Source organism: Arthrobacter sp. 05T410 (assembly GCF_056396505.1).
Genome location: NZ_JBFTLP010000021.1, coordinates 40,156 through 65,249, shown reverse-complemented (window position 1 = coordinate 65,249; position 25,094 = coordinate 40,156). Strand labels below are relative to the sequence as shown.

Annotated in this window: 29 protein-coding genes and 1 pseudogene; 14 read left to right on the top strand and 16 right to left on the bottom strand. The window is 67.4% G+C overall.

From position 1 onward, the window contains the following. Positions 1 to 159: 159 nt before the first annotated feature. On the bottom strand, positions 160 to 1,002 hold the full coding sequence (locus tag AC1DFR_RS18770) for an IclR family transcriptional regulator (protein ID WP_476850668.1): 843 nt from the start codon (positions 1,000 to 1,002) through the stop codon (positions 160 to 162). 225 nt (positions 1,003 to 1,227) lie between these two features. Here AC1DFR_RS18770 and AC1DFR_RS18765 point away from each other — a divergent pair, with 225 nt between their 5' ends. Beyond that, complete coding sequence (locus AC1DFR_RS18765) at positions 1,228 to 2,544, top strand: MFS transporter (protein ID WP_230007574.1); 1,317 nt, start codon at positions 1,228 to 1,230, stop codon at positions 2,542 to 2,544. Positions 2,545 to 2,670: 126 nt separating this feature from the next. On the opposite strand, the gene AC1DFR_RS18760 is transcribed toward AC1DFR_RS18765, so the two are convergent. Further along, positions 2,671 to 3,756: an ATP-dependent DNA ligase gene (locus tag AC1DFR_RS18760; protein ID WP_476874159.1), complete on the bottom strand. Its 1,086-nt coding sequence runs from the start codon at positions 3,754 to 3,756 to the stop codon at positions 2,671 to 2,673. 118 nt (positions 3,757 to 3,874) lie between these two features. On the opposite strand from AC1DFR_RS18760, the pseudogene AC1DFR_RS18755 reads away from it, so the two are divergent. From AC1DFR_RS18755 to AC1DFR_RS18745, 3 genes and pseudogenes are all read left to right on the top strand, one after another. Then, a pseudogene (locus AC1DFR_RS18755) lies at positions 3,875 to 4,021 on the top strand (LLM class F420-dependent oxidoreductase); the annotation flags it as partial. A gap of 71 nt (positions 4,022 to 4,092) precedes the next feature. Continuing rightward, positions 4,093 to 5,826, top strand: coding sequence for an alpha-amylase family protein (locus AC1DFR_RS18750; RefSeq protein ID WP_476874158.1), 1,734 nt, complete (start codon positions 4,093 to 4,095; stop codon positions 5,824 to 5,826). Between the two features lie 152 nt (positions 5,827 to 5,978). Beyond that, the gene (locus tag AC1DFR_RS18745) at positions 5,979 to 6,215 is read left to right on the top strand and encodes a hypothetical protein (RefSeq protein ID WP_018775353.1); all 237 of its coding nucleotides are present in this window, start codon (positions 5,979 to 5,981) and stop codon (positions 6,213 to 6,215) included. Between the two features lie 4 nt (positions 6,216 to 6,219). Here the strand turns inward: AC1DFR_RS18745 and AC1DFR_RS18740 are convergent, their stop codons facing one another. The 3 genes from AC1DFR_RS18740 to AC1DFR_RS18730 form a co-directional block, all read right to left on the bottom strand. Next, positions 6,220 to 6,546 carry a MoaD/ThiS family protein gene (locus AC1DFR_RS18740; RefSeq protein WP_476850672.1) on the bottom strand — a complete coding sequence of 109 codons (327 nt, stop codon included), beginning with the start codon at positions 6,544 to 6,546 and terminating at the stop codon, positions 6,220 to 6,222. A gap of 15 nt (positions 6,547 to 6,561) precedes the next feature. After that, positions 6,562 to 7,686 (bottom strand): WD40/YVTN/BNR-like repeat-containing protein, encoded by a 1,125-nt coding sequence (locus AC1DFR_RS18735; protein WP_476874157.1) that lies wholly within the window; start codon positions 7,684 to 7,686, stop codon positions 6,562 to 6,564. Between the two features lie 78 nt (positions 7,687 to 7,764). Further along, a complete protein-coding gene (locus AC1DFR_RS18730) occupies positions 7,765 to 7,977 on the bottom strand; it encodes a hypothetical protein (protein ID WP_028277621.1) in 213 nt (70 codons plus the stop codon). 150 nt (positions 7,978 to 8,127) lie between these two features. Here AC1DFR_RS18730 and AC1DFR_RS18725 point away from each other — a divergent pair, with 150 nt between their 5' ends. The 4 genes from AC1DFR_RS18725 to AC1DFR_RS18710 all read left to right on the top strand — a co-directional run bounded on the left by AC1DFR_RS18725 (position 8,128) and on the right by AC1DFR_RS18710 (position 11,980). Beyond that, positions 8,128 to 8,625 (top strand): universal stress protein, encoded by a 498-nt coding sequence (locus tag AC1DFR_RS18725; RefSeq protein WP_476850674.1) that lies wholly within the window; start codon positions 8,128 to 8,130, stop codon positions 8,623 to 8,625. Positions 8,626 to 8,839: 214 nt separating this feature from the next. Next, a complete protein-coding gene (locus tag AC1DFR_RS18720) occupies positions 8,840 to 9,199 on the top strand; it encodes a metal-sensitive transcriptional regulator (RefSeq protein WP_230012592.1) in 360 nt (119 codons plus the stop codon). A 67-nt stretch (positions 9,200 to 9,266) separates the two neighbouring features. Next, on the top strand, positions 9,267 to 9,497 hold the full coding sequence (locus tag AC1DFR_RS18715) for a heavy-metal-associated domain-containing protein (protein WP_028277624.1): 231 nt from the start codon (positions 9,267 to 9,269) through the stop codon (positions 9,495 to 9,497). Between the two features lie 179 nt (positions 9,498 to 9,676). Further along, positions 9,677 to 11,980 (top strand): heavy metal translocating P-type ATPase, encoded by a 2,304-nt coding sequence (locus tag AC1DFR_RS18710; RefSeq protein ID WP_476874165.1) that lies wholly within the window; start codon positions 9,677 to 9,679, stop codon positions 11,978 to 11,980. A 26-nt stretch (positions 11,981 to 12,006) separates the two neighbouring features. On the opposite strand, the gene AC1DFR_RS18705 is transcribed toward AC1DFR_RS18710, so the two are convergent. Both AC1DFR_RS18705 and AC1DFR_RS18700 read right to left on the bottom strand, forming a co-directional pair. Continuing rightward, positions 12,007 to 12,279 (bottom strand): DUF2277 domain-containing protein, encoded by a 273-nt coding sequence (locus AC1DFR_RS18705; protein WP_476874156.1) that lies wholly within the window; start codon positions 12,277 to 12,279, stop codon positions 12,007 to 12,009. Positions 12,280 to 12,397: 118 nt separating this feature from the next. Next, positions 12,398 to 13,351, bottom strand: coding sequence for an EamA family transporter (locus tag AC1DFR_RS18700; RefSeq protein ID WP_230007191.1), 954 nt, complete (start codon positions 13,349 to 13,351; stop codon positions 12,398 to 12,400). Between the two features lie 240 nt (positions 13,352 to 13,591). On the opposite strand from AC1DFR_RS18700, the gene AC1DFR_RS18695 reads away from it, so the two are divergent. Then, positions 13,592 to 14,134: a CGNR zinc finger domain-containing protein gene (locus tag AC1DFR_RS18695; protein ID WP_230007185.1), complete on the top strand. Its 543-nt coding sequence runs from the start codon at positions 13,592 to 13,594 to the stop codon at positions 14,132 to 14,134. A 96-nt stretch (positions 14,135 to 14,230) separates the two neighbouring features. On the opposite strand, the gene AC1DFR_RS18690 is transcribed toward AC1DFR_RS18695, so the two are convergent. The 3 genes from AC1DFR_RS18690 to AC1DFR_RS18680 form a co-directional block, all read right to left on the bottom strand. Beyond that, complete coding sequence (locus AC1DFR_RS18690; RefSeq protein ID WP_079555031.1) at positions 14,231 to 14,593, bottom strand: hypothetical protein; 363 nt, start codon at positions 14,591 to 14,593, stop codon at positions 14,231 to 14,233. An 83-nt stretch (positions 14,594 to 14,676) separates the two neighbouring features. After that, positions 14,677 to 15,270 (bottom strand): hypothetical protein, encoded by a 594-nt coding sequence (locus tag AC1DFR_RS18685; RefSeq protein ID WP_028277630.1) that lies wholly within the window; start codon positions 15,268 to 15,270, stop codon positions 14,677 to 14,679. Positions 15,271 to 15,329: 59 nt separating this feature from the next. Then, positions 15,330 to 16,685 (bottom strand): MATE family efflux transporter, encoded by a 1,356-nt coding sequence (locus AC1DFR_RS18680; RefSeq protein ID WP_476874155.1) that lies wholly within the window; start codon positions 16,683 to 16,685, stop codon positions 15,330 to 15,332. Between the two features lie 149 nt (positions 16,686 to 16,834). Here AC1DFR_RS18680 and AC1DFR_RS18675 point away from each other — a divergent pair, with 149 nt between their 5' ends. Next, positions 16,835 to 17,269: a DoxX family protein gene (locus AC1DFR_RS18675; RefSeq protein WP_028277632.1), complete on the top strand. Its 435-nt coding sequence runs from the start codon at positions 16,835 to 16,837 to the stop codon at positions 17,267 to 17,269. Between the two features lie 177 nt (positions 17,270 to 17,446). Next, a complete protein-coding gene (locus AC1DFR_RS18670) occupies positions 17,447 to 18,421 on the top strand; it encodes an acyl-CoA thioesterase (protein WP_230007189.1) in 975 nt (324 codons plus the stop codon). Between the two features lie 10 nt (positions 18,422 to 18,431). On the opposite strand, the gene dnaB is transcribed toward AC1DFR_RS18670, so the two are convergent. After that, entirely contained in the window at positions 18,432 to 19,817 is a 1,386-nt protein-coding gene (dnaB, locus tag AC1DFR_RS18665) for a replicative DNA helicase (protein WP_018775337.1), read from the bottom strand. A gap of 845 nt (positions 19,818 to 20,662) precedes the next feature. Here dnaB and AC1DFR_RS18660 point away from each other — a divergent pair. Both AC1DFR_RS18660 and AC1DFR_RS18655 read left to right on the top strand, forming a co-directional pair. Beyond that, a complete protein-coding gene (locus AC1DFR_RS18660) occupies positions 20,663 to 21,109 on the top strand; it encodes a hypothetical protein (protein ID WP_476850679.1) in 447 nt (148 codons plus the stop codon). A 3-nt stretch (positions 21,110 to 21,112) separates the two neighbouring features. After that, positions 21,113 to 21,685, top strand: coding sequence for a hypothetical protein (locus tag AC1DFR_RS18655; RefSeq protein WP_476859629.1), 573 nt, complete (start codon positions 21,113 to 21,115; stop codon positions 21,683 to 21,685). 56 nt (positions 21,686 to 21,741) lie between these two features. Here the strand turns inward: AC1DFR_RS18655 and AC1DFR_RS18650 are convergent, their stop codons facing one another. Continuing rightward, positions 21,742 to 22,182: a TFIIB-type zinc ribbon-containing protein gene (locus AC1DFR_RS18650; RefSeq protein WP_476874154.1), complete on the bottom strand. Its 441-nt coding sequence runs from the start codon at positions 22,180 to 22,182 to the stop codon at positions 21,742 to 21,744. An 86-nt stretch (positions 22,183 to 22,268) separates the two neighbouring features. Beyond that, the gene (locus tag AC1DFR_RS18645; RefSeq protein ID WP_476850682.1) at positions 22,269 to 22,895 is read right to left on the bottom strand and encodes an FMN reductase; all 627 of its coding nucleotides are present in this window, start codon (positions 22,893 to 22,895) and stop codon (positions 22,269 to 22,271) included. A gap of 140 nt (positions 22,896 to 23,035) precedes the next feature. Between AC1DFR_RS18645 and AC1DFR_RS18640 the strand changes: the two genes are divergently transcribed. Further along, positions 23,036 to 23,458, top strand: coding sequence for a DUF1801 domain-containing protein (locus tag AC1DFR_RS18640; RefSeq protein ID WP_230009171.1), 423 nt, complete (start codon positions 23,036 to 23,038; stop codon positions 23,456 to 23,458). 172 nt (positions 23,459 to 23,630) lie between these two features. Here the strand turns inward: AC1DFR_RS18640 and rplI are convergent, their stop codons facing one another. The 3 genes from rplI to AC1DFR_RS18625 all read right to left on the bottom strand — a co-directional run bounded on the left by rplI (position 23,631) and on the right by AC1DFR_RS18625 (position 25,041). After that, on the bottom strand, positions 23,631 to 24,083 hold the full coding sequence (gene rplI / locus AC1DFR_RS18635; RefSeq protein ID WP_018775331.1) for a 50S ribosomal protein L9: 453 nt from the start codon (positions 24,081 to 24,083) through the stop codon (positions 23,631 to 23,633). 17 nt (positions 24,084 to 24,100) lie between these two features. Then, entirely contained in the window at positions 24,101 to 24,340 is a 240-nt protein-coding gene (gene rpsR, locus AC1DFR_RS18630; RefSeq protein ID WP_003800144.1) for a 30S ribosomal protein S18, read from the bottom strand. Positions 24,341 to 24,465: 125 nt separating this feature from the next. Then, positions 24,466 to 25,041: a single-stranded DNA-binding protein gene (locus AC1DFR_RS18625; RefSeq protein WP_018775330.1), complete on the bottom strand. Its 576-nt coding sequence runs from the start codon at positions 25,039 to 25,041 to the stop codon at positions 24,466 to 24,468. Positions 25,042 to 25,094: the final 53 nt, after the last annotated feature.

The following is a 25,094-nucleotide window of genomic DNA, read 5'->3' as shown; positions in this document are numbered from 1 at the left end:
CTTGCGGCGTCCGCGGCGGGCCGGGTGATAGGGATTACATTACAGACTTTGTTCACATGTTGCACTGTTGTTCGAATGACGAACATATTATTACGGCGCCGGCTCGTTTCGGCGCCCGCTTTCATGACGCCCGCTTTCATGACGCAGGCTGGTCGGCCGTCACCGCTGGGGCAGCCGGGCCGACAGCTCGGCGGCCGCCGCCTGCAGCAGCGGCACGAGGGCCACGAGGGCCTCCATGCTCAGGCGGAAGACCGGGACCGCGGTGGCCAGCGAGGCGAAGGCGTGCCCCTGGGCGTTGAAAACCGGGACGGCGACGGCGCGCATGCCGAGTTCGTTTTCCTCATCCATGGTGGCGAAGCCCTGGCGCCGGACCTGCTCGATTTCGGCCCGGAAAGCCTCGCGGTCCGTAATGGAGAGCGCCGTCAGCGGTTCCAGGGGCAGCTCCTCGACGAGCTGGGCGCGGGTGGCGTCGTCGGCGAACGCCACCAGCGCCTTGCCCACCGAGGTGGTATGAAGTGCCCCGAGATGCCCGGGGTCGCTCGTGACCCGGAAGGTCTGCGGGCCGTCCACCTTGTTCACCGTCAGGTGGTGGATGCCGTCCCGCACGGAGAGGATGGTAGCCTCACCCGTTTCCTCGGTCACGCGCCGCAGGATGGGCAGCGCCGTACCCGCGAAGCCGTGGTGGTTGGAGACGCGCTGGCCAAGCTGGAAGACCCTCAGTCCCAGGTGGTACCGGCGGCCGTCCGGCTCGTAGTCAACGAAGCCGTCCCGCGTCAGGGAGCCGAGCAGGCGGTACGTGGTACTGAACGGCAGATCCGCGCGGCGGGAGATCTCCGCGGCGCTGGCGCCCCGCGGCTCGTCGCCCAGGAGGACCAGCAGGCCCAGGGCCTTGCCCACCATGTCCGTCCGCGAGTCCTCCCTGGCGGCCTTGGCAGGCTTCGAAGGGGCTTCCGCCGGATACCCGGAAACGGCGGGAACATCTGTGGTTTGATTCACACTCATGCATCGATGTTCCCACATAGTGAGAGCTATTTCTAGATGGTGATTATTTTTGTTGACAAGTGACTGCGCTCACAGTCATGATTGCTACATAGCACAAGTAGCTTCCACCATGTGGCTACTAGTCCGGGTCTTTCCACGGACCTCCGGCTGCACCACACTTAACCAAGCGGCAGCCGAGACCTTCCTGATCCATCCGCGACAACGTCGTCACACCAAAGGAACACCATGAGCCACACTGTCCCGTCCACGACGCCGGGTATAACCACAGGAGGGACGCCGAAGAAGGCGGCCCTTGCCAGCTTCCTGGGCAGCGCCGTCGAGTATTACGACTTCTTCATCTTCGGTTCCGCAGCCGCGCTGATCTTCCCGCATGTCTTCTTCCCCGATGCGGACACCAACGCGGCGATCATGTCGTTCGCCACCTTCGGCTTTGCCTACATTGCCCGCCCGGTCGGCGCCGTTATCCTCGGCCACTTCGGTGACAGGATAGGGCGCCGGAAGGTCCTCATGTTCACGCTTTTGCTGATGGGCGCTTCCACCTTTGCCATCGGCTGCCTGCCGGACTTCAAGACGGTCGGCTGGTGGGCCCCTGTCCTGCTGGTGCTGGCGCGTCTTTGCCAGGGCTTTTCCGCCGCCGGCGAGCAGGCCGGCGCCTCGTCCATGACGCTCGAGCACGCCCCGGACAACCGCCGCTCCTTCTTCACCTCCTGGACCCTGACCGGCACCCAGGGCGGCCAGATCCTAGCCGCCCTCGTCTTCATCCCGGTCCTCGCCCTGCCTGACGACATCAAGTACACGATCGGCTGGCGCATCCCGTTCTGGCTCAGCGCCGTGGTTGTGCTGATCGCGTTCTTCATCCGCCGCACCCTGCACGAACCGCCGGCGTTCGAGGAGGCCCAGAAGACCAAGCAGATCTCCAAGCTCCCCGTCGCGGACCTCCTCAAGAGCCACTGGCGCGATGTCCTCCGCGTCATCGCCTGCGCCTTCATCGCCGCCGTGTCCACCGTCTTCGGCACCCTGGCCATCAGCTACGCCAAGAACGTCGCCGGCGTGGACGGCACCACCACCCTCTGGCTCGTCGTCGGCGCCAACTTCATGGCACTGGGCACCCAGCCGCTCTTCGGCATGCTCGCCGACAAGATCGGCCGCAAGCCGGTCTTCATCTACGGCGCACTGTCCAGCGCAGCCCTGACCCCGGTCTTCCTGTTGAGCCTCGAATCCGGCAACGTCGCGCTGATGTTCCTTGCGGCAATCGCGTTCTTCTCCTTCGGCTACGCTGCGGCCAACGCGGTCTGGCCCTCCTTCTACGCCGAGATGTTCAGCACCAACGTCCGCTTCTCCGGCCTCGCAATCGGCACCCAGCTGGGCTTCCTGATGGCCGGCTTCGCCCCGGCGATCGTGGCGGCCATGGGCGGCATCCAGCCCGGTGGCTGGGTCCAGATCTCCATCTTCACCGCAATCATCTGCCTCATCGCCACCGTCGCGGCGCTGACGGCCAAGGAAACATTCCGGGTCCCCACCAAGCAGCTCGGCCAGCGGTAGCCCCCGCACCGGCAGCGGATCTCAACCGCACTTCCGCACAGCTATTCCGCATCAACGACGGCGGCCCGTCCCTTTGGGGGCGGGCCGCCGTCGTTGATGCGTTGAGCGGGTTAGCGGGCTAACCGGTTAGCGGGCGGCGCCCAGTACCGCGGCGAGATCGAACTTCACCGGTTCCTCCAGCTGGTCATAGGTGCAGGAACGCGGATCACGGTCCGGACGCCAGCGCAGGAACTGGGCTGTGTGCCGGAACCGTTCGCCCTCCATATGGTCATACTTCACTTCCACCACGCGCTCGGGCCGCAGCGGGGTGAAGGACAGGTCTTTGCCGCCGCTCCACCGGCTTCCCTCGGCCTTCCGCGGAGTGCGCGCCCCCTCCTCCTGCCGGGCCCAGGCCCAGGGGTGGCCGTCAAAACCGGTGACCAGCTCCTGCAGCTCGGCAAACAGCTCCGCGCGCCGGGCCATCGGGAAAGCTCCCACCACGCCGACGTTCGCCAGCACCCCGGCGTCGTCGTAGAGCCCCAGGAGCAGCGAGCCGATCCGGTCCGGACCGGAGGTGTGCACGCGGTATCCGGCGAGCACGCAGTCCGCCGTCCGTTCGTGCTTGACCTTGACCATCGCGCGCTTGTCCGGCTGGTAGCTGCCCTCCAGCGTCTTGGCCACAATTCCGTCCAGTCCGGCGCCCTCGAACTGCCGGAACCAGCGCTGCGCCGTGTCCCGGTCGGAGGTCGCGGCTGTGAGGTGGACCGGCGCCGCGCTGGCTGCCAGTGCGCGCTCCAGCTGCCGGCGGCGCTCGGAGAAGGGTTTGCCCGTGAGATCCTCGTCGCCGAGGGCCAGCAGGTCGAACGCCACGAAGCGCGCCGGGGTCTGTTCCGCGAGCAGCTTCACCCGGCTGGCGGCCGGATGGATGCGCTGCTGGAGCGCGTCGAAGTCCAGCCGGTCACCGGAGGCCGCCACCATGATGATCTCGCCGTCCACCACGCAGCGTTCCGGCAGCTCCGACTTCAGCGCCTCGACAAGCTCGGGGAAATAGCGCGTCATCGGCTTGCCGTTCCGGCTGCCGATCTCCACCTCGTCGCCGTCACGGAAGATGATGGAGCGGAACCCGTCCCATTTCGGCTCAAAGAGCCAGCCCGTTCCGGCGTCCGGCGACGGCAGGGCCGGCAGTGCTTTGGCCAGCATGGGCGCAATGGGAGGCATCAACGGCAGGTGCATAGCGCCCATTCTTGCGCCGCGGACCCAGGACCGCCAGCCCCACGCTGTGGGTCCTCACGAGGGGCTCCTCAACTGGGGGCTCCTCGACACGGCCCGGCCCCGGCGGTAAACATGGGTGATGGCTACCATCGGGTTCCACGCCTCGCATGAGCAGATCAGCCCCCGGCGCCTCCTGCAGGACGTTCAACTGGCCGGGCAGGCCGGCTTCGATGCCGCCATGTGCTCGGACCATATTGAGCCGTCGTCCGCCCGGCAGGGCCACACCTTCGCCGAACACGTCCTCCCCCGACTCCGCCCGGCGGCGGGACAGGCTCCGGCCGGAACGGACGGTGCGCTGTGAGAATCGCCGAGACCTCGGACCTCTGGTGGAAGAACGCGGTGATTTACTGCCTGGATCCGGAGACGTTCTTCGACGGCGACGGCGACGGCACCGGAGATTTCGGCGGACTGATCCAACGGGTGGACTATCTTGCCGCTCTCGGCATCACGTGCATCTGGCTCATGCCCTTCTACCCTTCACCGGACCGCGACGACGGCTACGACGTCACCGACATGTACGGCGTGGATCCCCGGCTCGGAAGCCTGGGGGACCTGGTGGAATTCATCCGCACCGCCAACGACCGCGGCATCCGGGTGATCGCGGACTTCGTCATCAACCACACCTCCGACCAGCACCCGTGGTTCGTCCAGGCGCGCAAGTCCGTGGACAACCCCTACCGCGACTACTACGTCTGGAGGAAGGACACGCCGCCGGACACCTCGGACCAGGTGGTGTTTCCCGGCGAGGAAACGTCCATCTGGACCCAGGACAAGGCCACCGGTGAGTGGTATCTGCACATGTTCGCCAAACACCAGCCGGACCTGAACGTGATGAATGCCAAGGTGCGGGACGAGATTGCGAAGTCAATGGGATTCTGGCTGCAGCTGGGCCTGGACGGCTTCCGGCTGGACGCGGTGCCCTTCTTCCTGGAGCTGGTCGGCGAGCCCAAGGATGAAGCCGCGAAAATCGACCCGCACCAGTACCTGAGCGCCCTGCGCAGCTTCCTCAACCGCCGCCATGGCAGCGCGGTGCTGCTGGGCGAGGTCAACCTTCCATACAAAGAGCAGCTGAAGTACTTCGGCGGCCCTGCGGGCAACGAGCTGAACATGCAGTTTGATTTCCTCTCCATGCAGAACATGTACCTGTCACTGGCCCGGCAGGACGCCCGGCCGCTGGCCCGGACGCTCGGCAGCCGTCCGAAGGTCAATCCCGACAACCAATGGGCCATGTTCGTCCGGAACCACGATGAACTCACCCTGGACAAGCTCAGCGATGCCGAACGCGAGGAGGTCTTCGCGGCCTTCGGTCCGGATCCCGACATGCAGATGTACGGCCGCGGACTGCGGCGGCGGCTGCCCACCATGCTCGGCGGCGACCCGGCCAGGATCCGCATGGTGTATTCCCTGATGTTCTCGCTGCCGGGCACCCCGGTGCTCTTCTACGGCGAAGAGATCGGGATGGGCGAAGATCTGCGCGCGAAGGGCCGCTCGGCCGTCCGCTCCCCCATGCAGTGGGACCACACCGAAAATGGCGGCTTCTCGACCGCCCCGCCGGGGGACCTCGTCGCCCAGCCCGTGGACGGACCGTACGGGCCCGCGCGCATCAACGCCGCGGCCGCGAAACGGGATCCCGATTCGCTGTGGAACTTCATCGCGACACTGATCCAGCGGTACCGGGAATGTCCCGAGCTCGGCTGGGGCAGGTTTGCCCTCATCAAGCAGGCCTCACCGGCGGTGTTGCTGCACCGCTGCACATGGGACGGCTCTACAGTGGTGGTCGCCCACAATTTTGGCGCCGAACCGGCGTCTGTGACGGCCTCGGTGGTCCCGCCGAAAGGCGAGGAAGGCGGCCCGGAGGGTCCGGACGGGAAGGGCGCGGCGGGGCGGTCCTACGCCGGGGCCGTGCTCCGGGACCTGCTCGGCGGCGAGGACATCCCGCTCTCCGACGACGGCGCCTTCGAAGTCCCGCTGGACCGCTACGGGTACCGGTGGTTCCGGGTCGAGCGCCCGGGCGAACGCCAGCTCCCCTGAGGGCGCCCGCAGCCCTGATGGTGGCCGGTATCCCCCGCGCCCCCGAAATCTAACCGGCCCCTTACCGTGCCGAAACGCGGACGCAACATTGGCGCAGGAGACTGGAAGTGCCGGCAAGAGCAGGCACCGACTCCAGTCCAGGAGGCCCCGCCATGTTGAAGGAAGCGAAAGCCCATGTAACCCGCGTCCGCGCGCTCGACCAGCTGCACCGCGGCGACGAGATCGAGGCCCGCCTGCGGGTGGGCCCGAACTACGATGACGTCGTAATCCGCCGCGGCAGCGTTCAGGAAACGGCTCCCGGAATCGGCGTCGTCTGGATCATGGACCGCCACACCGGCATGCGCAAGGCCATCAATGCCGACGAATGCAGCGTCTGGCGGGTCGCCTGAGACATCAGCCTCCGGCCACCGACTGGATGATGAGGACTTCCTGGCCCGGCGCCACGGCAGTCACCAGACCCTGCAGCCGCCGGATTTCATTCCCGTTGACGTATATATTCACGTAACGGCGAACACTTCCGGTCTCGTCCCGCAACCGCCGCGACAGCGCCGGATAGCCCCCGGTCACCGTATCCAGCACCCACTCCACCGTCACCGCTGCCTCGGCGGGCGCAGTCAGGATGGACTGCCCGCCGGCGAGCGGTTGGAGGACGCTGGGCAGGACCACGCTGATCGCCGAGTCTGCCGGCATGGCGTCGCCGCTGATCTCGCCGCTGTTCATGCGCTTTTTACCCCTTCACGCCTGCGCCGGGAGCAGGGCAGTGGAGACCACGGCTGCCCGCACGCACAGCACATCCGGCAGGTGCGAGGCGACCTCGGTAAAGTGTTCTCCCTCGTCAGCGCTGGCGTAGACACTGCCGCCGCGCGTCCCGAAGTAGACGCCCGCAGGCTCCGCGCTGTCGACGCTGGCAGCATCACGGAGCACGGCGTTGTACTCGGCTTCCGGCAGCCCGGCATCGAGCCGTTTCCAGTTGGCGCCGGCGTCATCGGTCCGGTGTACGGCCAGCTTCCCGTCCGGTGGGATACGTTCGCCGTCAGCCTTCAGCGGGACCACCCAGGCGGTACCGGCCCGGCGCGGATGCGTCAGCATCACAAAACCGAAGTCCGCCGGCAGTCCTTCGGCGATCGACTCCCACGATTCGGCGCCGTCGTCGCTGCGGTACACGCCGTGATGGTTTTGCGCGTACAGGCGGCCGTCGACGGCGGCGTCGGCCGCGATCTTGTGGACGCACTGGCCGAATTCCGGGTTGGGATCCGGCATGAAGTACGCGGAAATGCCCTTGTTCCGCGGCTCCCAGGAGGCGCCGCCGTCGAGCGAGCGGTAGACCCCTCCGGTGCTCATGGCGACGTGGACTTTCTCGCCCGTGGGGTCGACGACAATCGAGTGCGCCGCAGCGCCGCCATAGCCTGCGCCCCATTCGCTGCGGTGCGGATGGTCCCAGAGGCCGCGGTTGAGCTCAAAGTGCTCGCCGCCGTCGGTGGATTTCCAGACCGAGATCGGTTCGCAGCCCGCCCACACGACGCCCGGGCGGGAGTCGGCGTCGGGATAGATCTGCCAGATCCGTTCCAGGGCGGCGTCGGTGCCGTCGGGGAACGTGATGGCGCCGTTTTCGGGTTCGGTCCAGGATCCGCCGAGATCATCTGAGTGGAAAACCGTGGGGCCCCAGTGCTCGGAGCGGACCCCCACCAGGATCCGGGTCCTGTCATCGCGGGTATCGATGGCGATGCTGGGCACCTCACTCATCAGAAAATGCGGGCCGGACAGCGACCAGTCCTTCCGGTCCCGGCTGGTCGCCAGCCAAAGGCCTTTCTTGGTCCCGATCGCCAGGACGTAACTCTCTGCACTAGCCATGGGGTCCATGCAACCATCCCCGCCCGAAGGCCGCAACGGTTTTCTCCCGGCGCCCGCCGGCATGCCCTGCCGCGCCGGTGGCATCTTTCAGTCGACGAACTCCGACTGCGTCTCGATGAAGTCCCAGTCCGCGGCCGTCAATACGGCCGCGCCGGCGGCGGACGGCTCAGCCGGACCGGGCCCGCCGGCATCCGCGATTCCCCGCTGCACGGCCTCGGGCAGTTCAATGGTCCGCAGGTTTTCCCGAAGCCATTCCTTGCTCGCCAAATCCAGATCCAACCACCACATGTAGATCTCCACGGCGGCCACCTCCTCCTGTGTTCTTCAACCGTAGGCCCCACCCCCGGGCTGTTCAAGGGAGGCCGCGGCAAACGGCGCCCGCACCCTCCCGGGCCGGCAGACGGGAAGTAAGCCCCTGTTCAGGGCCGCACCCCGGCGCCAGAATGAAGTATGCCTGACGACTCCGCCCACGGCCCGGCGCCCCTCGTGGTGGGTGTGGTTCCGGGACAGCATCCGGAAGTGCTGCAGACGGCGGCATCCCTCGCGAAGTCCCTCGCCGCGCCCTTGATCTGCGCCTACGTGGACGAGGCCAGCTACCTCGTGGAGTGGGACCCGGCGCGGTCCGCGCACCGCCTGTCCCTGCACCCGGACGCGGACGACGCCCGGATCCGGGCCACCGCCCAGGAGCTGCGTTCCGCTGTTGAGGCACTCTGCGTTCCCCTGGGAATCGACTGGACGCTGCGCACCCTGGCCGGGGATCCCGCCCGGGCGATCGGCAGGCTGGCCGCGGACACCAACGCATCCATGATCGTGGTGGGGACCCCCGAACGCGGCATCGGCCACCGCATCTCCGCCGCGCTGAACGGCTCCGTGGCGGCATGGCTCAGCCACCATCAGGAACGTCCGATCCTGATCGTTCCGGGCGTCGCTCCGGCAGGAAGAAAATAAAGCGAAAGTACTTATTCAGAGCGCTGGTGTTACCCCACTACCGGCGAGTAAGCTCGATCTGTAGGCCGGAGGAACGGCCTACCCCAAAGCTGCTCCGGAGTGCGTATCCCCCAATAACGCACTCCGGAGCTCTTTGTTTTACCCAACATTCCACATGCTGCGCCGGCCGGGCCGCGGGCTTGAAACATACCCCTAGGGGGTATATGTTGAGGGCATGAGCGAGTCAGAAGTCCCCGGCACGGCACGTCTGGACACTGTTCCCCTTGACGCCCCGCCCCATGAACACGGCTACACGTCCAACAAGGACGCCTACCTTCGCCGTCTCAAGCGGATCGAAGGGCAGGTCCGCGGCATCGCCCGGATGGTTGACGAGGACAAATACTGCATCGACATCCTCACCCAGGTCGCCGCCGTCACCAAGGCCCTGCATGCCGTGAGCCTCGGGCTCGTCGAAGAGCACATCGGCCACTGCGTTGTCGGCGCCGCCGCCGAGCCAGACCCGGAGCTTCGGGCAGAGGCCATCGATGTCAAAGTCAAGGAGGCCACCGATGCCATCGGACGCCTGCTCCGCTAGTACCCGTACCACCCACCACACCACCGGGCCGGGGAACCACACCCGGCCCAGCGACAAGGAGCACCCCATGGCCCCCGTTTCCACCACCGTCAACGTTTCCGGCATGACCTGCGGCCACTGCGTGTCCTCTGTCAGCGAAGAACTTGAGGCGCTCTCCGGCGTAGAAAAGATCGACGTCGACCTCAACGCCGGCGGCATCTCCACCGTCACGATCACCTCCAACGAAGCACTGTCCTCCTCCGAAATCGGCGAGGCAATCGCCGAAGCCGGCTACCTCGTGGTCGCCAGCGAAGCCTGAGTGACAACAGCCCCGGGCGGGCGCAGACACCGGAACGGCAACCGCCGTCGGGCGCAGACACCGGAACGGCAACCGCCGTCGGGCGCAGACACCGGAACGGCAACCGCCGTCGGGCGCAGGCGCCGGAACGGCAGAAACCAATCGAGCCGAAAAAGAAGGGCGCCGTGAGCAGCGAGCAGTTGTTGGACCAGCAGTTGTTGGACCGGGCCGGGAGCCGTGTCATTGACCTCGATATCGAGGGCATGACGTGCGCCTCCTGCGTCAACCGGGTCGAGCGCAGGCTCGGAAAGCTCGACGGCGTCGAGGCCAGCGTCAACCTGCCCCTCGAGTCCGCCCGGGTCAGCGTCCCGGCGGACATTACCGATGACCAGATCACGGCCACTGTCGCGGCCGCGGGCTACAAGGCCACGGTCCGGTCCGCCAGGTACCCGGGCACGCCGGTGGAGGACGCAGGACTCCCGGCCGGCACCGATTTTCCGGCCGGCACAGCCGCACCCTCGCTTCGCCCGCGGCTGGTTCTGGCGGCCGTACTCACGGTCCCGGTCTTCGCGATCTCGATGATCCCGGCATTCCAGTTCCCGAACTGGGGCTGGGTGGCCGCGATCCTGGCCCTGCCGGTGGTTGCCTGGGCGGCGTGGCCGTTCCACCGCGCCGCGGCCATCAACGCGCGGCATCTGGCCTCGACGATGGACACCCTGGTGTCCATCGGCGTGATTGCCGCCTACTCCTTCTCGGTTGGGCAACTCCTTGCCGACCCGGGTATGACCGAACATCTGGCAGCGGAGGGCATGGGCTCCGGCGGCCTGTACTTCGAGGTCGCATCCGTGGTCACCACGTTCCTGCTGCTCGGCCGCTACCTCGAGGCCAACGCCAAACGGAAGGCGGGCGACGCCCTCAAGGCCCTCCTGGACCTGGGGGCAAAAGACGCTACTGTCCTGCGCGGCGGCACCGAGCACAAGATCCCGGCCGACCAGCTGGCCCTCGGAGACGTGATAGTGGTCCGCCCCGGCGAGAAGATCGCCGCCGACGGCGTCGTGATCGACGGCGCCTCTGCGGTGGACGCCTCCCTCGTGACCGGCGAATCCGTGCCCGTGGAAGTCGGCCCGGACAGCCAGGTCACCGGGGCCACCATCAACACCTCAGGCCGGCTCCTGGTCCGCGCCACCCGCGTCGGGTCCGAGACCACCCTGGCCCAGATGGGCAGGCTCGTCTCCGCGGCGCAGACCGGAAAAGCACCCATCGCCCGGCTCGCCGACCGCATCAGCGCCGTCTTCGTACCGGTCGTCCTGGTCATCGCCGCCCTCACCTTCGGGGCCTGGCTGATTGCGGCCGCACCTGCCGTCAACGCCGGCGAGGTCCGGGCCGCCTTCACCGCCGCCGTCGCCGTGCTGGTCATTGCCTGCCCCTGCGCCCTCGGGCTGGCCACCCCCGTCGGACTGCTGACCGGGACCGGGCGGGGCGCCCAGCTGGGGATCCTGATCAAGGGTCCGCAAGTCCTCGAGGACACCCGGACGGTGGACACGATCCTGCTGGACAAGACCGGAACCGTCACCACCGGCCGCCTTGCCGTGGACGGCGTCCAAAGTTTCGGGCCGCACAGCGAAGCCGAGGTCCTGCGCCTGGCGGGTGCTGTGGAAAACGCCTCCGAGCACCCGATCGCCCGGGCCATCGCCGCTGCGGCGTTGGGTGCGGCGGCGGGGCGTGTGAACAACAACGGCGCCGGCCTCCCCGCCGTCGCCGGCTTCCGCTCCGCACCCGGCGGCGGAGTCGATGGCACGGTCGACGGCCGGCGCGTGGTCGCGGGGCGCACCGGCTGGCTGTTGGAGTCCGGCGTCGCTCCGGCCCCGGCTCAGCGCGAGGCGCTTGGTGCTGCCGAAGACTCCGGCGCCACGGCCGTCTGGGTTGCCGTGGACGGCGAAATCGCCGGAATCATCAGCCTGCGGGACACCGTTAAGCCCGGTTCCGCGGCCGCAGTTACCCGTCTCCGGGAGCTCGGGCTCCGGCCGATCCTGCTGACCGGCGACAACGCCACTGTGGCTGCCCAGGTGGCGGCCGCCGTCGGGATCAGCCCGCGCGACGTCTTTGCCGGTGTGCTCCCGGCGGGCAAGGTTGAGGCCGTGCGGACGCTGCAAGCGGCCGGCGCCACTGTGGCCATGGCCGGGGACGGCGTTAACGACGCCGCGGCGCTGGCGCAGGCGGACCTGGGCATCGCCATGGGTTCCGGCACCGACGTCGCCATCGAGGCAGCCGATCTGACGGTGATGGGCAACGACCTCGGACAGGTGGCGCAGGCGATCGAGCTTTCCCGCCGGACGCTCGGCACCATCAAGACGAACCTCTTCTGGGCCTTCTTCTACAACGCCGTGGGCATCCCGGTGGCAGCCCTGGGCCTGCTCAACCCGATGATCGCCGGCGCCGCCATGGCCGCCAGCTCCGTGCTGGTGGTGGCCAACTCGCTGCGGCTGCGCAGCTTCGGAAAGTAGTCAGGCCTTAGGCCGGGCGCCCCGCCTCAGGCCGCGCCATAGCGGATGGCAGCCCTGGCTTTGGCTTTGGCCGCTTCCTCCCCGCGGTCCTTTGCCGGGGCGTGGGTCACCAGGGAGTCGAGGAGGTGTTTCGTCGCATGGGCAATCTCATGCACAGCCCGGTTGAAGGCCTCCTCGTTGGCCTTGGACGGCTTGGTGCTGCCGCTGATCTTGCGCACGTATTGCAACGCGGCGGCCTCCACCTCCGCGGTGGTGGCGTGGGGTTCAAAATTGTGGAGGGTCCGGATATTTCGGCACATATCTCCATGCTAAGGGCCTTGTGGTGATTGAGGCACGGTTAGGCGCGTTGTAGGCTGTCGCCCGATTGAGATTCCTTCGGCCCGGGAACGAGGTGCCCGGGCCCGAACGGACAACCGACTACGGCACGGGCTCGCAGTCGTTCGCGTGGTCCAGCGCTGCCGCGCCGGTGCCGGACGGGGCCCGGAGCTCGTCCAGCCGGACCAGCACCACCCCGCCGACGATCAGCAGGCCGCCCAGGAGCTGGATGGGTCCGGGCAGTTCGCCGAGGAGCAGCCACGCCCAGATGACGGCGAACAGCACCTCGGTGAGCGAGACAAAGGACGCGACTTTCGAGCCGAGTGCCCGGGCGGCGACAATTCCGGACACGTACGCCACCACCGTGGCCAGGACCACGAGGCCGCCCAGCGCCACCCACCACGGGGTGATCCAGGCCCCCAGGCGGGTGTCGGCCGTGCTGAAGGCCATCGGCAGCAGCCCGGTTGCCGCGGCAAGCCACATGACGATGGCGCCCACCATGAGCCCGCCGGAGGCCAGAAGGATAGGCGGCAGGGTGTCGTTTTCCTTCGCCGTGATGAAGAAATAGATGGCCAGGCACACCGCAGCCGCGATCCCCCACAGCACCCCGATGAGGTCGACTTTGACGGCTCCGGTGAGGTCCAGGACCAGGATCAGCCCGCCGAGGGACAGGAGGGTGCCGGCAATTGTCAGTGGCCGCGGCCGTTTCCGGCTGGCGGCCCACAGCCAGAGGACGATCAGCACCGGCGCCAGGTACTCCAGCAGCAGGGCGACGCCGACCGAGAGCCGGGATACGGCGTTGAAATAGAACAGCTGGCAGGCGGCGACGCCGATGAATCCGAACAGCAGCACGGTCAGCCAGTTGTCCCGGAGCTGGTGCCAACGCCCGCGCAAGGAGGGAATGGCGAAGACGGCCAGAATCAGGGCCGCACCGGTAAGCCGGGCCGTGACGGCCGCCCCGGGAGTCCAGCCCGTTTCCAGGAGCGCCTTGGCGAATGATCCGGAGAGCCCGAATACCGCGGACGAAAACAGGGCGACGCCCAGGCCCGATGCCATGAACCCGGATGGTGCGGCGGCCGGCGTGGTGCTCTGCCTGGCGGCCTGCTTGCCGCCCCGTTTGCCTTCGAGTTTGCTTCCCTGCGGGGTGCCGCCCGGTTCGGAGGCAGACCGCTGGGCGGCTAGGTCTCGGACCGGCGTGGCGACGGGGCGCTGGGGGGCAGACACGGGCATTCTCCTGTCAGGAGTAAAGTAGGGTTATGCTCATGACATTACGCCCCGGCAAGGTAAGGAGTCAAGATGGTTTTTGCCCCTGACACGGAAGTTGCCCTGCGTTCTGTGGTCAACCTCATCAACACCGCGGCCAACGGTGAGGAACATTTGGCCACGGTCAGGGATCTGGATGCCTTCCTGGAGGCCGAGGGCTTCACCGGTTCCCGCACCCGGGACGGGGCCGAGCTGGCCAGCGTGCGGCGGCTCCGCGGCGAGCTCGCCGAGCTCTGGCAGGCCGAGGAGTCGGCAGCCGCGGGAACCGTGAACCGGCTGCTCCGGGAGGCCCGGGCGCTGCCCCAGCTGGTCAAGCACGAACCCTGGGACTGGCACCTGCACGCCACCACCCCGGAGGCGCCGCTGGCCGACCGGATGAGTACGGAGGCGGCCATGGCGATCGTGGACGTGATCCGCAGCAAGGAAATGGACCGCCTGCTGGTGTGCGCCGCGGACGACTGCGACGCCGTCGTGCTGGACCTGAGCCGCAACCGCTCGAAGCGCTACTGCGACACGGGAAACTGCGCCAACCGCGCGCACGTGGCCGCGTACCGGGCCCGGAAAGCCGCGTCCTGACGCCGAAGGTGCCGGCGGGAGGGGCCCGCGGTGTCGGGCCGCTGTCAGGCCGGCCTGTCGGGCCTCACCGTGGGGCCACGCTGCCAGGCCTCGTTGCTAGGCCTGCGGGCCGCTGTCACGGGAATCGCCGGGGCCGGCCTCGGGCCGGGGCTGCGCTGACGGGCCGCCATGGCCGGAGGGCGTGCGCTTGGAACTGAGGTTGACGCCGGAACCCTTCCCCAGGTCAGCGGGATTCTCCTTGTGGCTCATGGCCAGCATGGCGGCCACCACCAGGATCACAATAAAGGCGATGCCGGCGCCGGTGAGCGCCAGATCGAACCGGGGCGAGCGGGCGCTGCCGCCCGAGGCGAAGATCAGGACGCCGAAGAAAACCACCACGGCCCAGAACGCGGAGAACATGAGCGGTCCCTTGACCGAGGTCCGCAGGCTGCGGGGCGCTCCGGGTTTCTGCTGTGCCAAGGTGTTTTCCTCCTGCAGCCCGCGCAAATAGCGTGGCTGTCTTGTTACCGCAATTGTTCTACGCCGGGTAGAACCTGTCGGTACTAGTTTACGGCCTCCGCGGAATCGCCCGGAGCATCATGGCGCAGGGTCAGTCCGGACAGCATCCACAGGACGCCGCTGATGATGGCCCCGCCGCCGGCAACGCCGAGGAGGGCGTGCGGGCCGAGGCCGATGAAGAACGGCAGCGCGATCGCAGTGCCCAGTCCGATCACGCCGGAGGCGATCCAGTCACGGGCCAGCACGGACCGGCCGCGGCCACGAATGCCCGCGAACAGCTCCGCGGCGCCGGCCACGCCCAGGCCCAGAGCCGCGATGGTTCCGAAGACGAGCGGGGCGGGGATCAGGGCCACGGCCGCGCCGGCTCCGGCCAGGGCTGCCCCGCCGGCGGAAAGGACTCTGCCAGCGCCTTCCCGCGGGGGGAATCCGGTCTTGGGTACGGTCCAGATCATCACCACACCGGTGGCCAGCAGGTAGAGGCCGCCGGCCCAGCCCATGCCCGATTCTGGCGGCGCCGCCCAGAACACGGTGACCGCGCCAAACACGAGCGCGACGGCCGCCCTGACAAGCACGGGCTTGAAGAGGTCGGCCGCGGCGCGGATGGCAGGGGTCGCGTCAGGCGCTGCGGGAAGAGTCACCCGTCCAGTTTAGTGCGAAGCCGCGGCTTCGCACGCCTGCCGGTGGTGCCTGTCCGCACTCACCGCGCGCCGAGCACCATCCACCGGTCCGTCCTGGCCCGGAGGCCCAGCGTCAGCGCCCGCGCCGCCATGTAGCCGAGTGAGAACGCGGCCCACAGCCAGAGCAATCCCGCGCCGGCACCGGCGCCGGAATACAGCACGGCCAGCAGCAGCGGCAGGTAGGCACCGAGGTTGACGACGCCGGCGATCGCCAGGTAGCGGGCGTCGCCCGCGCCGATGAGGACGCCGTCAAGGACGAAGACGTACCCGGCCAGCGGCTGCCCGGCGGCGAGCACCCAGAGGGCGAGGGTGAGTGCCGCCCGGACTTCGGCGTCGGGTGTGAAGAGGGCGCCCGCCCACGGTGCCGCGGCTGCCAGAAAGATTCCGGTCAGGACGCCGAAGCCGACCCCCCACCGGGTCATGGTGCGCGTCAGCGCTCGTGCCGCCACCGGCCGGGCCGCGCCGAGTTCCTTGCCGATCAAGGCCTGGGCCGCGATCGCGAGGGCGTCGAGGGCGAAAGCGAAGAACGTGAAGATGGTCATGGCCAGCTGATGCGCGGCGAGATTGACCGGCCCCTGGGCGGTGACCACCACCACCGTGGCGAGAATCGCGATCCGCAGGCTGAGCGTGCGCAGCATCAGCCAGGAACCCACCCCGGTCAGGGCCCGGATGCCACGCCAGTCCGGCCGCAGGGACACCCCGTTGTTGCGGGCGTTGCGCCGGACAATCAGCACATAGACGGCCGCCATGGCCCACTGCGCGATGCTCGTGCCCACGGCCGAGCCGGTCACGGACCAGCCCAACCCGTAGACGAGGACCAGGTTCAGCGCGATGTTCAGCGTGAAACCCGCGGCGGCGACGATCAGCGGGGTCCGGGTGTCCTGGAGTCCGCGCAGCACCCCGGTGCCCGCGAAGATGAGCAGCATCGCCACGAGGCCGGGCATGGACCCGCGCAGATAGTCCACGGCAAACGCATGCACCTCGCCGTCGGCGCCCATCAGGTCCAGGAGCGGCCCCGCGGCCAGGAACCCGGCGACCGCAAGGACGAGTCCGAGCAGTAACGCCAACCAGATGCCGTCGCGCCCGGCGGCGAGGGCTTTGGCCAGCTGGCCGTTGCCGATGGCCCGCGCCACTGCCGGGGTGGTGGAGTACGCGAGGAACACCATCAGTCCGACCGCCGTGTGCAGGACCGCCGATGCCAGCCCGACGCCGGCCAGTTCGGCCACGCCGAGATGGCCCACAATGGCCGAATCCGCGAGCAGGAACAGCGGCTCGGCGATCAGGGCGCCGAAGGCCGGCACTGCCAGGCGCAGGATTTCCCGGCGCTGCCCGGTAGTCGGCGGCGGGGCGGTGGACAGCTGCGGGGAAGGTTGCACGCGTTAACCCTAGCCGGGCCACTGAATCGACCCAGCACGTCATTTAGTTGACATTTCAACTAAATATCCGGAAGACTGGATCTTGAACGCAACCGAAGCCGCGGCGGCTGAGAGCCGCGACGCCCCCTACTTACGAAACGGTATTTCCCATGAACCAGCCCGCCCTGACCACCTCCGCCCGAACCATCCTGCGCGTCATCGCCGGCTTCCTTTTCGCCGCCCACGGCTGGCAGAAGTTCAACGAATTCACGATCGCAGGCACCCAGGCCGCCTTCACCCAGATGGGCGTTCCGGCAGCCCAGGCGGTGGCTCCCGTCGTCGCGACCCTCGAGCTCGTCGGCGGTGTCGCGCTGATCCTGGGCGTGCTCACCCGCGTGTTTGCGGTCCTCCTCGCACTGGACATGCTCGGCGCCCTGTTCATGGTCCACGCCTCCGCCGGCGTCTTCGTCGCAACCGGCGGCTATGAACTCGTCCTGATCCTGGCGGCCGCCGCCGCAGCCGTGGCCCTCGTGGGTGCCGGCAAATTCTCCGCCGACCGCGCCCTCTTCGGCCGCGCCGACTCGAAGCTCCGCGTCCTGGCCTAAGGCATCCACGGCATAGCTCACGGCCTGGAGCGCGACGGCGGGCGGTCACCTTTTGGTGGCCGCCCGCCGTCGTGTGTCTCCGGGTTATGGCGTGGTTATGGCGTGGTTGTGGCCTGCAGGAGAGCGATTGTGTCGCCGGCCGGCCGCGCCTGCCGGGCCAATCAGTAAACTCACAATATGAGCGAGAACGCGCCCAATTCCGTGACCCTGCGCTTCCTGGCGGCCCCCACCGATGTCGGCCACAGCGGCTCGGTCGACGCCGGCACCGTGCTCGAGTGGGTGGACAAGGCGGCCTATGCCGCCGCCGTCGGCTGGGCAAAGTCCTACTGCGTGACGGCCTACGTGGGGAACATCCACTTCGCGGACCCGGTCAACAGTGGCGACATGGTGGAGGTCGAGGCCACGATCGTGTACACCGGGCGGTCCTCGATGCACATCCGGACCGTGGTGTCCTCGGGCGATCCGAAGGGCGGCCCCGCCACCATGCGGAGCCAGTGCATCGTGATCTTCGTGGCCGTGGGCGCGGACGGCAAGCCCATACCGGTGCCGCAGTTCGTCCCTGAGACGCCGGACGAAATCGAACAGCGGGACCACGCGCTGGCCCGGATCAAGGTCCGCGAGGACATCGTGGAGGCCATGAGCGGACAGGAATATACCGACGCCGGCACGGCCGAGAGCGTGGTGCTGCGGTTCATGGCCGCGCCCACGGACGTGAACTGGGGCGGCAAGGTGCACGGCGGCATCGTCATGAAGTGGATCGACGAGGCTGCCTACGTCTGCGCCTCCCGCTACTGCGGCAAGGACACCGTGGCCGTATTCTCCGGCGGCGTGCGGTTCTACCGGCCGCTGCTGATCGGCCACGTCGTAGAGGTGGAGGCCCGTCTGGTCTACACCGGCACCAAGGGCATGCACATCGCCGTCCACGTCCGCTCCGGAGACCCCAAGGGGCGCGAGCTGAACCTGACCACATACTGCCTGACGGTCATGGTCGCCCGCGACGAGACCGGCACCTCGGTCCCGATTCCGCAGTGGGTGCCGGTGTCAGCGGAGGATATCCGGCTGCACTCCCACGCCCGCGAACTGCTGGAAATCCGCGGCCGGGCCCCGGGGAACCGGCTGCCCAACCACCTGCTCGCGGCCCGCGACCACTAGCCGGGCGGGGCTAGAAGCCGCCGCCACCGCCGGCGTCGGCGGCCATGTTGGCAAACCGCGAGTAGTGGCCCTGGAAAGCCACCACAATGTCTTTTGTGGGGCCGTTACGGTGCTTGGCGATCAGGATGTCCGCCTCGCCCGCGCGCGGGGACTCCTTGTCATAGACGTCTTCGCGGTGCAGCAGGATCACCATGTCGGCATCCTGCTCGATGGAGCCGGATTCGCGCAGGTCCGAGACCATGGGGCGCTTGTCCTGGCGCTGCTCGGAGCCACGGTTCAGCTGCGACAGCGCGATCACCGGCACCTGGAGTTCCTTGGCCAGGAGCTTCAGGGCACGGGAGAACTCGGAGACTTCCTGCTGGCGGGATTCCACTTTCTTGCCCGAGCTCATGAGCTGCAGGTAGTCCAGGATCACCAGCTTGAGGTCATGCTGCTGCTTCAGGCGCCGGCACTTGGCCCGGATCTCCATCAGCGACATGTTGGGGCTGTCATCGATGAACAGCGGCGCATCGTTCATCCGGCCCATGGTGGTGGCAATCTTGGACCACTGCTCGTCCTTGATGGTGCCCTTGCGGAGGTCCTGGAGACCGATCGTGGCCTCGGCGGACAGCAGGCGCATGGCGATCTCGTTGCGGCCCATTTCGAGGGAAAACATGACGGTCGCAAGGTTATTCTTGATGGCGGCCGAGCGGGCGAAGTCCAGCGCGAACGTGGACTTGCCGACGGCCGGGCGGGCGGCGATCACGATCATCTGGCCGGGATGCAGGCCGTGGGTGAGTTCATCGAGCTCGTAGAAGCCGGTGGGTACACCCACCATGCCCTCGCCGCGGTGGCCGGAGGCCTCGATCTCGTCCACGGTGGATTCCATGACGTCCTTGAGGACCACATAGTCCTCGGCGGTCCGGCGTTCGGCGACGGCGTAGACCTCGGCCTGGGCCTGGTTGACCAGGTCTTCGACCTCGCCGTCCTGTCCGTAGCCGAGCTGGACGATCTTGGTGCCGGCGTTGACCAGGCGGCGCAGCACCGCGCGTTCGCCCACGATTTCAGCGTAGTAACCGGCGTTGGCCGCCGTGGGGACGGTCTGGATGAGTTCGTGCAGGTAGGCGGGTCCGCCGATCCTGTTGATTTCGCCGCGCTTGGTCAGCTCGTCCGAGACGGTCACGGCGTCCGCGGGCTCGCCGCGGCCATAGAGATCGATGATGGCCTCGTAGATGGTTTCGTGCGCCGGACGGTAGAAGTCCTGGCCACGCAGGATCTCGACGACGTCGGCGATGGCGTCCTTGGACAGCATCATGCCGCCCAGGACTGACTGCTCCGCGGGGATGTCCTGCGGAGGCTTGCGGCTGCCCTCGGCTCCCCGCGTACCCTCGACTGAGTCCAGATGCGTAACTGACAAAACTGCCGTCCTTCATTGTGTGCCGTGGCGGATGTCCGTTCGCCGCGGCGCGTAAGCACTGCGCCTTATGCCCAATGCCCTCGTACCCAGTGCTTTACAGCCAAGCGCCGTATCCCGGCGGGTCAACGCCCAGCCGCGGCGGTGCTCAACGGCCGTGATGCCGAACTGCTGTCATTGCGGAGCTGTGATGCGTACCTGCTGTGTTGCCGAACTGCTGTGTTGCCGAACTGCTGTGATCCCGAACTGCTGTGTTGCCGAACTGCTGTGATGCGGGCGGCAAAACCCGGCACATGCCGGCCGCTCTATTCTTACCAGTCAGCTCCGACAGTTCGCGCCGGACCAGCAACCGCCGTTATCCACAGTGCTGGTGCGGCCGCAGGGCGCCGGATCCCGGAGCCGGTGTCCTGGTGGGCACCATCCGGCGACCGCAGGTTTTTCCGCTTCCCACGCCCGATATCCTGCTACGTTATCCGCCGCCGGGGCAGGCACCAACCCGGCCGCTCCGCTGCCCTGTGGATAACCTGTGCACTAGTGCCTGATGCTTGTGCACAGTCTGTGGGTAGAGCTGTGGATAGAAAAAAAGTTAAGCCTGTAATCAGTGCTTGACCTGCGGAAATGTTGCATTCATCTTGTGGACACAAAACAATTTCCGCCAAGCTTCATCCACAGCCTGCACCTTGGAGCTGGGGATACGATGCGGCACAGGAGGCCACATTTGCCGCCCGATACGCACATTTTGTGACCGGATTCATTCCCGCCGAGCCGAATTGACGCCAGCAGCGGCGCACTGTACGCGAGGTGCGGAACATGCTGTGGATAACCGCAATCTGGCATAAGCTCTAATCATGGGCGATGTACTGATAGTCATGTTGCCTGCCCTCATCCTCGCGGCGGTGCTCTGGGCGGCGGTCACGGCGTTGAAGCCGCGGAACCACGGCATCTCAGATGCCGAGCGTTACCAGCAGGAACTGGCGCTCAAGTCCCAGGCCCACTACGCGGCACAGGTCCGGGCTGCCGAGGCCTCCCGCGCCCGGATTGAAGCTACCACGCGCCCCAGCCAGAACTCCCAGCAGCAATCGCAGCAGGCCGACCACGCCCGCTCCGCCCTTTTGGGCCGGGACAGCTCCGGCCACCAGGATGCGTTGTCCGCCATTGGACACCTGAGCCCACAGCTCCTCTTGCAGCTCCAGTCGCTGGCCCACGACGGCCACAAGACGAAGGCCGTCCGGCTGCTGCGGCAATCGACGCGCTCGGACCTGAAGACCGCAAAGAATTACGTAGATCGGCTCTAGCACATGGACTCCCTGCTCATTCCCGTACTGATCCTGGTGCTCGTGGCCGCCGCCGTACTGCTGGCGATACGGGCGTGGAGCCGCCGCGGCGAACGCACCATGCCGGCACCAGCGCCGCAGCCGGACCCCAACTCCGCGGAGCTGGCCCGGACGGCGGCCGCCAGGCTCACCGAGGACCAGCACCGGCAGCTCTACGCGCTGATCGCGCAGGGGCAGGCCATGACCGCCATCAAGGTCTACCTCGAGGCCACAGGCGAGGGCCTCCGGGCGTCCCGCGACGCCGTCGCGGCGCTGGCAGCCCACCCCCAGCCCTTCCGCGCCCCTGAGCCGGCGCCGGCGGCCGTTCCGGACGACGACGACGTGCCCCAGCGGTTCTCGTACCGCTACCGCGCGATCGCCAGCAAGGGCGATGTCACCCGCGAGGTGAGCAGCAACATGCTCAATGATGAGATCTACGGGAGGATCCGCACCCTGGCCAAGAGCGGCGACACCGAGGCCGCAGCGACCGCCCTGACCCGCCACTCGGATATTTCCATGAAACAGGCCCGGGAATTCATCGCACTGCTTGGCGACTGAGCCCCGCGGGGCCCGCGCCGGCTCCGGGCCACCGGCACGGCCGGGGCCCGGCAGGGCTAGAAGTCGAACAAGTCCCCCAGCCAGCCTTCCTTCTTCTTCGGACGACGGCGGTCATCGTAACGCGGCTGCTCATACCTGGACTGGTCGGGACGCGGACGGTCGCGGCGGTCATCGTACCGGCGCTCGTCATAGCGGCGGTCATCCGGACGCCGGTCGTCCCGGCGCGGGTCGAGGTTGTACAGCGGCGGCGGAATGTGGCCGCCCGCCGCAGGTGAAAACGACGCAGGTGGGAACTCAGCAGGTGAAAACGCCGTAGGTGGCATCGCGGCCGGCGGCAGTGGTGCGGCGGGGACGCTGGCTGCCGGGCCCAACGACTCCGCCGCACGGTCAATGATCTTGTCCAGCTCTCCCCGGTCCAGCCACACCCCGCGGCATTGGGGGCAATAGTCAATCTCCACGCCGCTGCGTTCACTCATGATCAGGTCAATAGAATCCACGGGACATTTCATGTCCCGGACAACGAGCGGGCGGCCGAAAAGGTTCGGACGGCGCTGCATGCCCGGGAGCCCTGCGCCGGGCAGACCTACCGCTGGGCAGCGATCCCGGCCAGCAGCTGCTCAAACGGCAGGGACTCCAGCGCAACCGGCTTCTGCTGCGGCCCTGAGTCCTGCAGCAGGGCGACAAACTCCCCCGCCGCCCGGTCCACGCGCACCGACAGTGGCGAGCCGCCGTCGTCGTTGTTTCCCCAGTCCTGCGGCCCGGCGAAAACCGCGGTGGCGGCGATCCGGGTGCGCAGGTAGGTGAACAGCGGCCGCATCGCGAAGTCCAGCACCATCTGGTGCCGGTCCGTGCCGGCGGTGGCCCCGATCAGCACGGCCTTGCCTTCGAGCGCCTTGGGATCGAGCACGTCGATGAAGGACTTGAAAAGCCCGCTGTAGGACGCGCTGAACACGGGGCTGACGGCGATCAGGCCATCAGAGGCCTCGACGCCGGCAATCACTTCGGCGAGCCGCGGAGCCGCATACCCGGTTACAAAGTTGTTGGCGATGTCCACGGCGAGGTCCCGCAACTCGAGGACCTCGATGTCCACGGCGTAGCCGGCCGCGGCAAGCTGCCGCTCGGCCGAGGCCGCCAGCTGGTCCGCGAGCAGGCGGCTTGAGGAGGGGACGCCGAGTCCGGCGGAGATAACGGTGATACGGCGGGTTTCCACGGAGTGCTCCTAAGTTGAATCCTGGTCAGCAACGCGACTACATGCGTTTGCATCTACCTTTAGAAGCGGCGGGATAGGGGATTTATTCCCGGCCACCCTCCCCGCCTGACAGGAATGTCGCGCTCTGCAAGACTGCCCTCATGGCAGAAAACAAAACGCAGGCAACCGGCGCGTCGGTTCAGGAGTTCCTGGCCGCCGTCGAGCATCCGGTCCGGCGCGCCGACGGGTTCCGCCTGCTGGCACTGATGTCCGAAATAACGGGCGAACCGGCGCAAATGTGGGGTCCGACGATTGTGGGCTTCGGCCGCTACCACTACAAGTACGCGAGCGGCAGGGAGGGCGATGCCGCGGCGGTGGGCTTCTCCCCCAGGAAATCCAGCCTGTCGCTCTACGGCCTGACATATGGACCGGAGGCCGCCGAACTCCTCGGCAGGCTGGGCAGGCACAAGCTCGGCGCCGGCTGCCTGTACGTCAACAAGCTCGACGACGTCGACGAGGCCGTGCTCACCGAACTCGTCCGGCTCGGCTACCGGCATGTCACCACGGCGCTGCACCACGCCTAAGGGGATCCGCCCCGCCAAAGCAACGCGGGGTCACCTACGGCCCATGACGCCGTCCAACATGGACCGCAAGTGACCTCGTGTTGGGGTTAAAGCAGAAGGCCCCCGCCTTCGGTCCTCAGAGAGGTCCGGAGGCGGGGGCCTTCCAGCAGTTCAGGACTGCAGCCGGTGAGGGCTACTTGCCTGCGACTACGTCGAGTTCGATCACAGCGGAAACGTCGTCGTGCAGACGGACGTTTGCCTGGTAGGAACCGGTCGACTTGATGTGTGCCGGCAGTTCAACCTTGCGCTTGTCGATGCGGCCCAGGCCTGCGGCCTCAACAGCGTCGGCCACGTCGCCCTGCTTGACAGTGCCGAACAGGCGTCCGGTTGCGCCAGCCTTGACGACCAGCTTGACCGGCTTGGCGGAGAGTGCAGCAGCCTGCTTCTGAGCGTCTTCCAGGGAAGCGTGCTCGCGGGCAACGCGGGCAGCCTTGATGGACTCAACCTGCTTCTCGCCACCCTTGGACCAGGTCAGGGCGAAGTTGCGGGGCAGCAGGTAGTTACGTGCGTAACCGTCCTTGACCTCGACAACGTCGCCAGCAGCACCGAGACCGGTTACTTCGTGGGTCAGAATGAGCTTTGCCATTTTAGTTAATCCCTTCCTTAGCCGCGGCCAGCGCCGGAGTAAGGCAGCAGAGCAACTTCGCGGGCGTTCTTGATTGCCTGGGCGATCTTGCGCTGTTCCTGCACCGTGACGCCAGTGACGCGACGGGCGCGGATCTTTCCGCGGTCGGAGATGAACTTGCGCAGCAATGCTACGTCCTTGTAGTCGATGACAGTGATGTCAGCGGCCTTCAAGGGGTTGGACTTTGGTTTGGGCTTACGGAGTTCAGCCTTAGCCATCGTGGAGCTCCTATTCGATGGAGCCCGTGGATATTGATCCACGGGATGGTGGTGATCCGGCGCAGTCTGCACCAGACCGCCTTGCGGCGGCCAGTCGGTTTTCGTTGCCGGACCTTAGATGTTGTTTAGAAGGGAGGTTCGGAATCCGGGCCGTTGCCCCAGCCGCCGCCCGCATTGCTGACCCCGGGCGTGGCCCACGGGTCTTCCTGCGCGGCGGGCTGGTTGCCGCCCCATGTCCCACCGGTGTTGCCGCCCTGGTTTGCACCCTGGCCGCCACCGAATCCACCGCCGCTGTTGCCGCCGCCGAAGCCACCCTGACCACCCTGACCGCCGGAGCGCTGGGTGCGGTTGACCTTGGCGTTGGCGTAGCGCAGGCTCGGGCCGATTTCATCGACCTCAAGCTCGATAACGGTGCGCTTCTCGCCTTCTTTTGTTTCGTAGGAACGGCTCTTCAAGCGGCCGGAGACGATAACGCGCATGCCCTTGGTCAGGGACTCGGCGACGTTTTCGGCTGCTTCGCGCCAGACCGAAGCGCGGAGGAACAGGGTTTCCCCGTCCTTCCACTCATTGGACTGCCGGTCGAAGGTGCGGGGAGTAGAAGCGATGGTGAAATTCGCTACGGCCGAACCGGACGGTGTGAACCTGAGTTCGGGGTCATTGGTGAGGTTACCGATAACCGTGATAGTGGTTTCGCCTGCCATCTACTGCCTCCTTGTGCGTTCCTGCGGGGATGAAGATTGAAGGTTGGCCGCTG

Coding starts and splice junctions, on each gene's coding strand:
- AC1DFR_RS18735 (WP_476874157.1), bottom strand. CDS start 7,686: ATGGACCCCATGGCTAGTGCAGAGAGTTACGTCCTGGCGATCGGGACC.
- AC1DFR_RS18745 (WP_018775353.1), top strand. CDS start 5,979: ATGTTGAAGGAAGCGAAAGCCCATGTAACCCGCGTCCGCGCGCTCGAC.
- AC1DFR_RS18660 (WP_476850679.1), top strand. CDS start 20,663: ATGGGCGATGTACTGATAGTCATGTTGCCTGCCCTCATCCTCGCGGCG.
- AC1DFR_RS18625 (WP_018775330.1), bottom strand. CDS start 25,041: ATGGCAGGCGAAACCACTATCACGGTTATCGGTAACCTCACCAATGAC.
- AC1DFR_RS18675 (WP_028277632.1), top strand. CDS start 16,835: ATGAACCAGCCCGCCCTGACCACCTCCGCCCGAACCATCCTGCGCGTC.
- AC1DFR_RS18720 (WP_230012592.1), top strand. CDS start 8,840: ATGAGCGAGTCAGAAGTCCCCGGCACGGCACGTCTGGACACTGTTCCC.
- AC1DFR_RS18760 (WP_476874159.1), bottom strand. CDS start 3,756: ATGCACCTGCCGTTGATGCCTCCCATTGCGCCCATGCTGGCCAAAGCA.
- AC1DFR_RS18765 (WP_230007574.1), top strand. CDS start 1,228: ATGAGCCACACTGTCCCGTCCACGACGCCGGGTATAACCACAGGAGGG.
- AC1DFR_RS18655 (WP_476859629.1), top strand. CDS start 21,113: ATGGACTCCCTGCTCATTCCCGTACTGATCCTGGTGCTCGTGGCCGCC.
- AC1DFR_RS18695 (WP_230007185.1), top strand. CDS start 13,592: ATGGTTTTTGCCCCTGACACGGAAGTTGCCCTGCGTTCTGTGGTCAAC.
- AC1DFR_RS18705 (WP_476874156.1), bottom strand. CDS start 12,279: ATGTGCCGAAATATCCGGACCCTCCACAATTTTGAACCCCACGCCACC.
- AC1DFR_RS18740 (WP_476850672.1), bottom strand. CDS start 6,546: ATGAACAGCGGCGAGATCAGCGGCGACGCCATGCCGGCAGACTCGGCG.
- AC1DFR_RS18770 (WP_476850668.1), bottom strand. CDS start 1,002: ATGAGTGTGAATCAAACCACAGATGTTCCCGCCGTTTCCGGGTATCCG.
- AC1DFR_RS18670 (WP_230007189.1), top strand. CDS start 17,447: ATGAGCGAGAACGCGCCCAATTCCGTGACCCTGCGCTTCCTGGCGGCC.
- AC1DFR_RS18725 (WP_476850674.1), top strand. CDS start 8,128: ATGCCTGACGACTCCGCCCACGGCCCGGCGCCCCTCGTGGTGGGTGTG.
- rpsR (WP_003800144.1), bottom strand. CDS start 24,340: ATGGCTAAGGCTGAACTCCGTAAGCCCAAACCAAAGTCCAACCCCTTG.
- AC1DFR_RS18700 (WP_230007191.1), bottom strand. CDS start 13,351: ATGGCATCGGGCCTGGGCGTCGCCCTGTTTTCGTCCGCGGTATTCGGG.
- AC1DFR_RS18715 (WP_028277624.1), top strand. CDS start 9,267: ATGGCCCCCGTTTCCACCACCGTCAACGTTTCCGGCATGACCTGCGGC.
- rplI (WP_018775331.1), bottom strand. CDS start 24,083: ATGGCAAAGCTCATTCTGACCCACGAAGTAACCGGTCTCGGTGCTGCT.
- AC1DFR_RS18640 (WP_230009171.1), top strand. CDS start 23,036: ATGGCAGAAAACAAAACGCAGGCAACCGGCGCGTCGGTTCAGGAGTTC.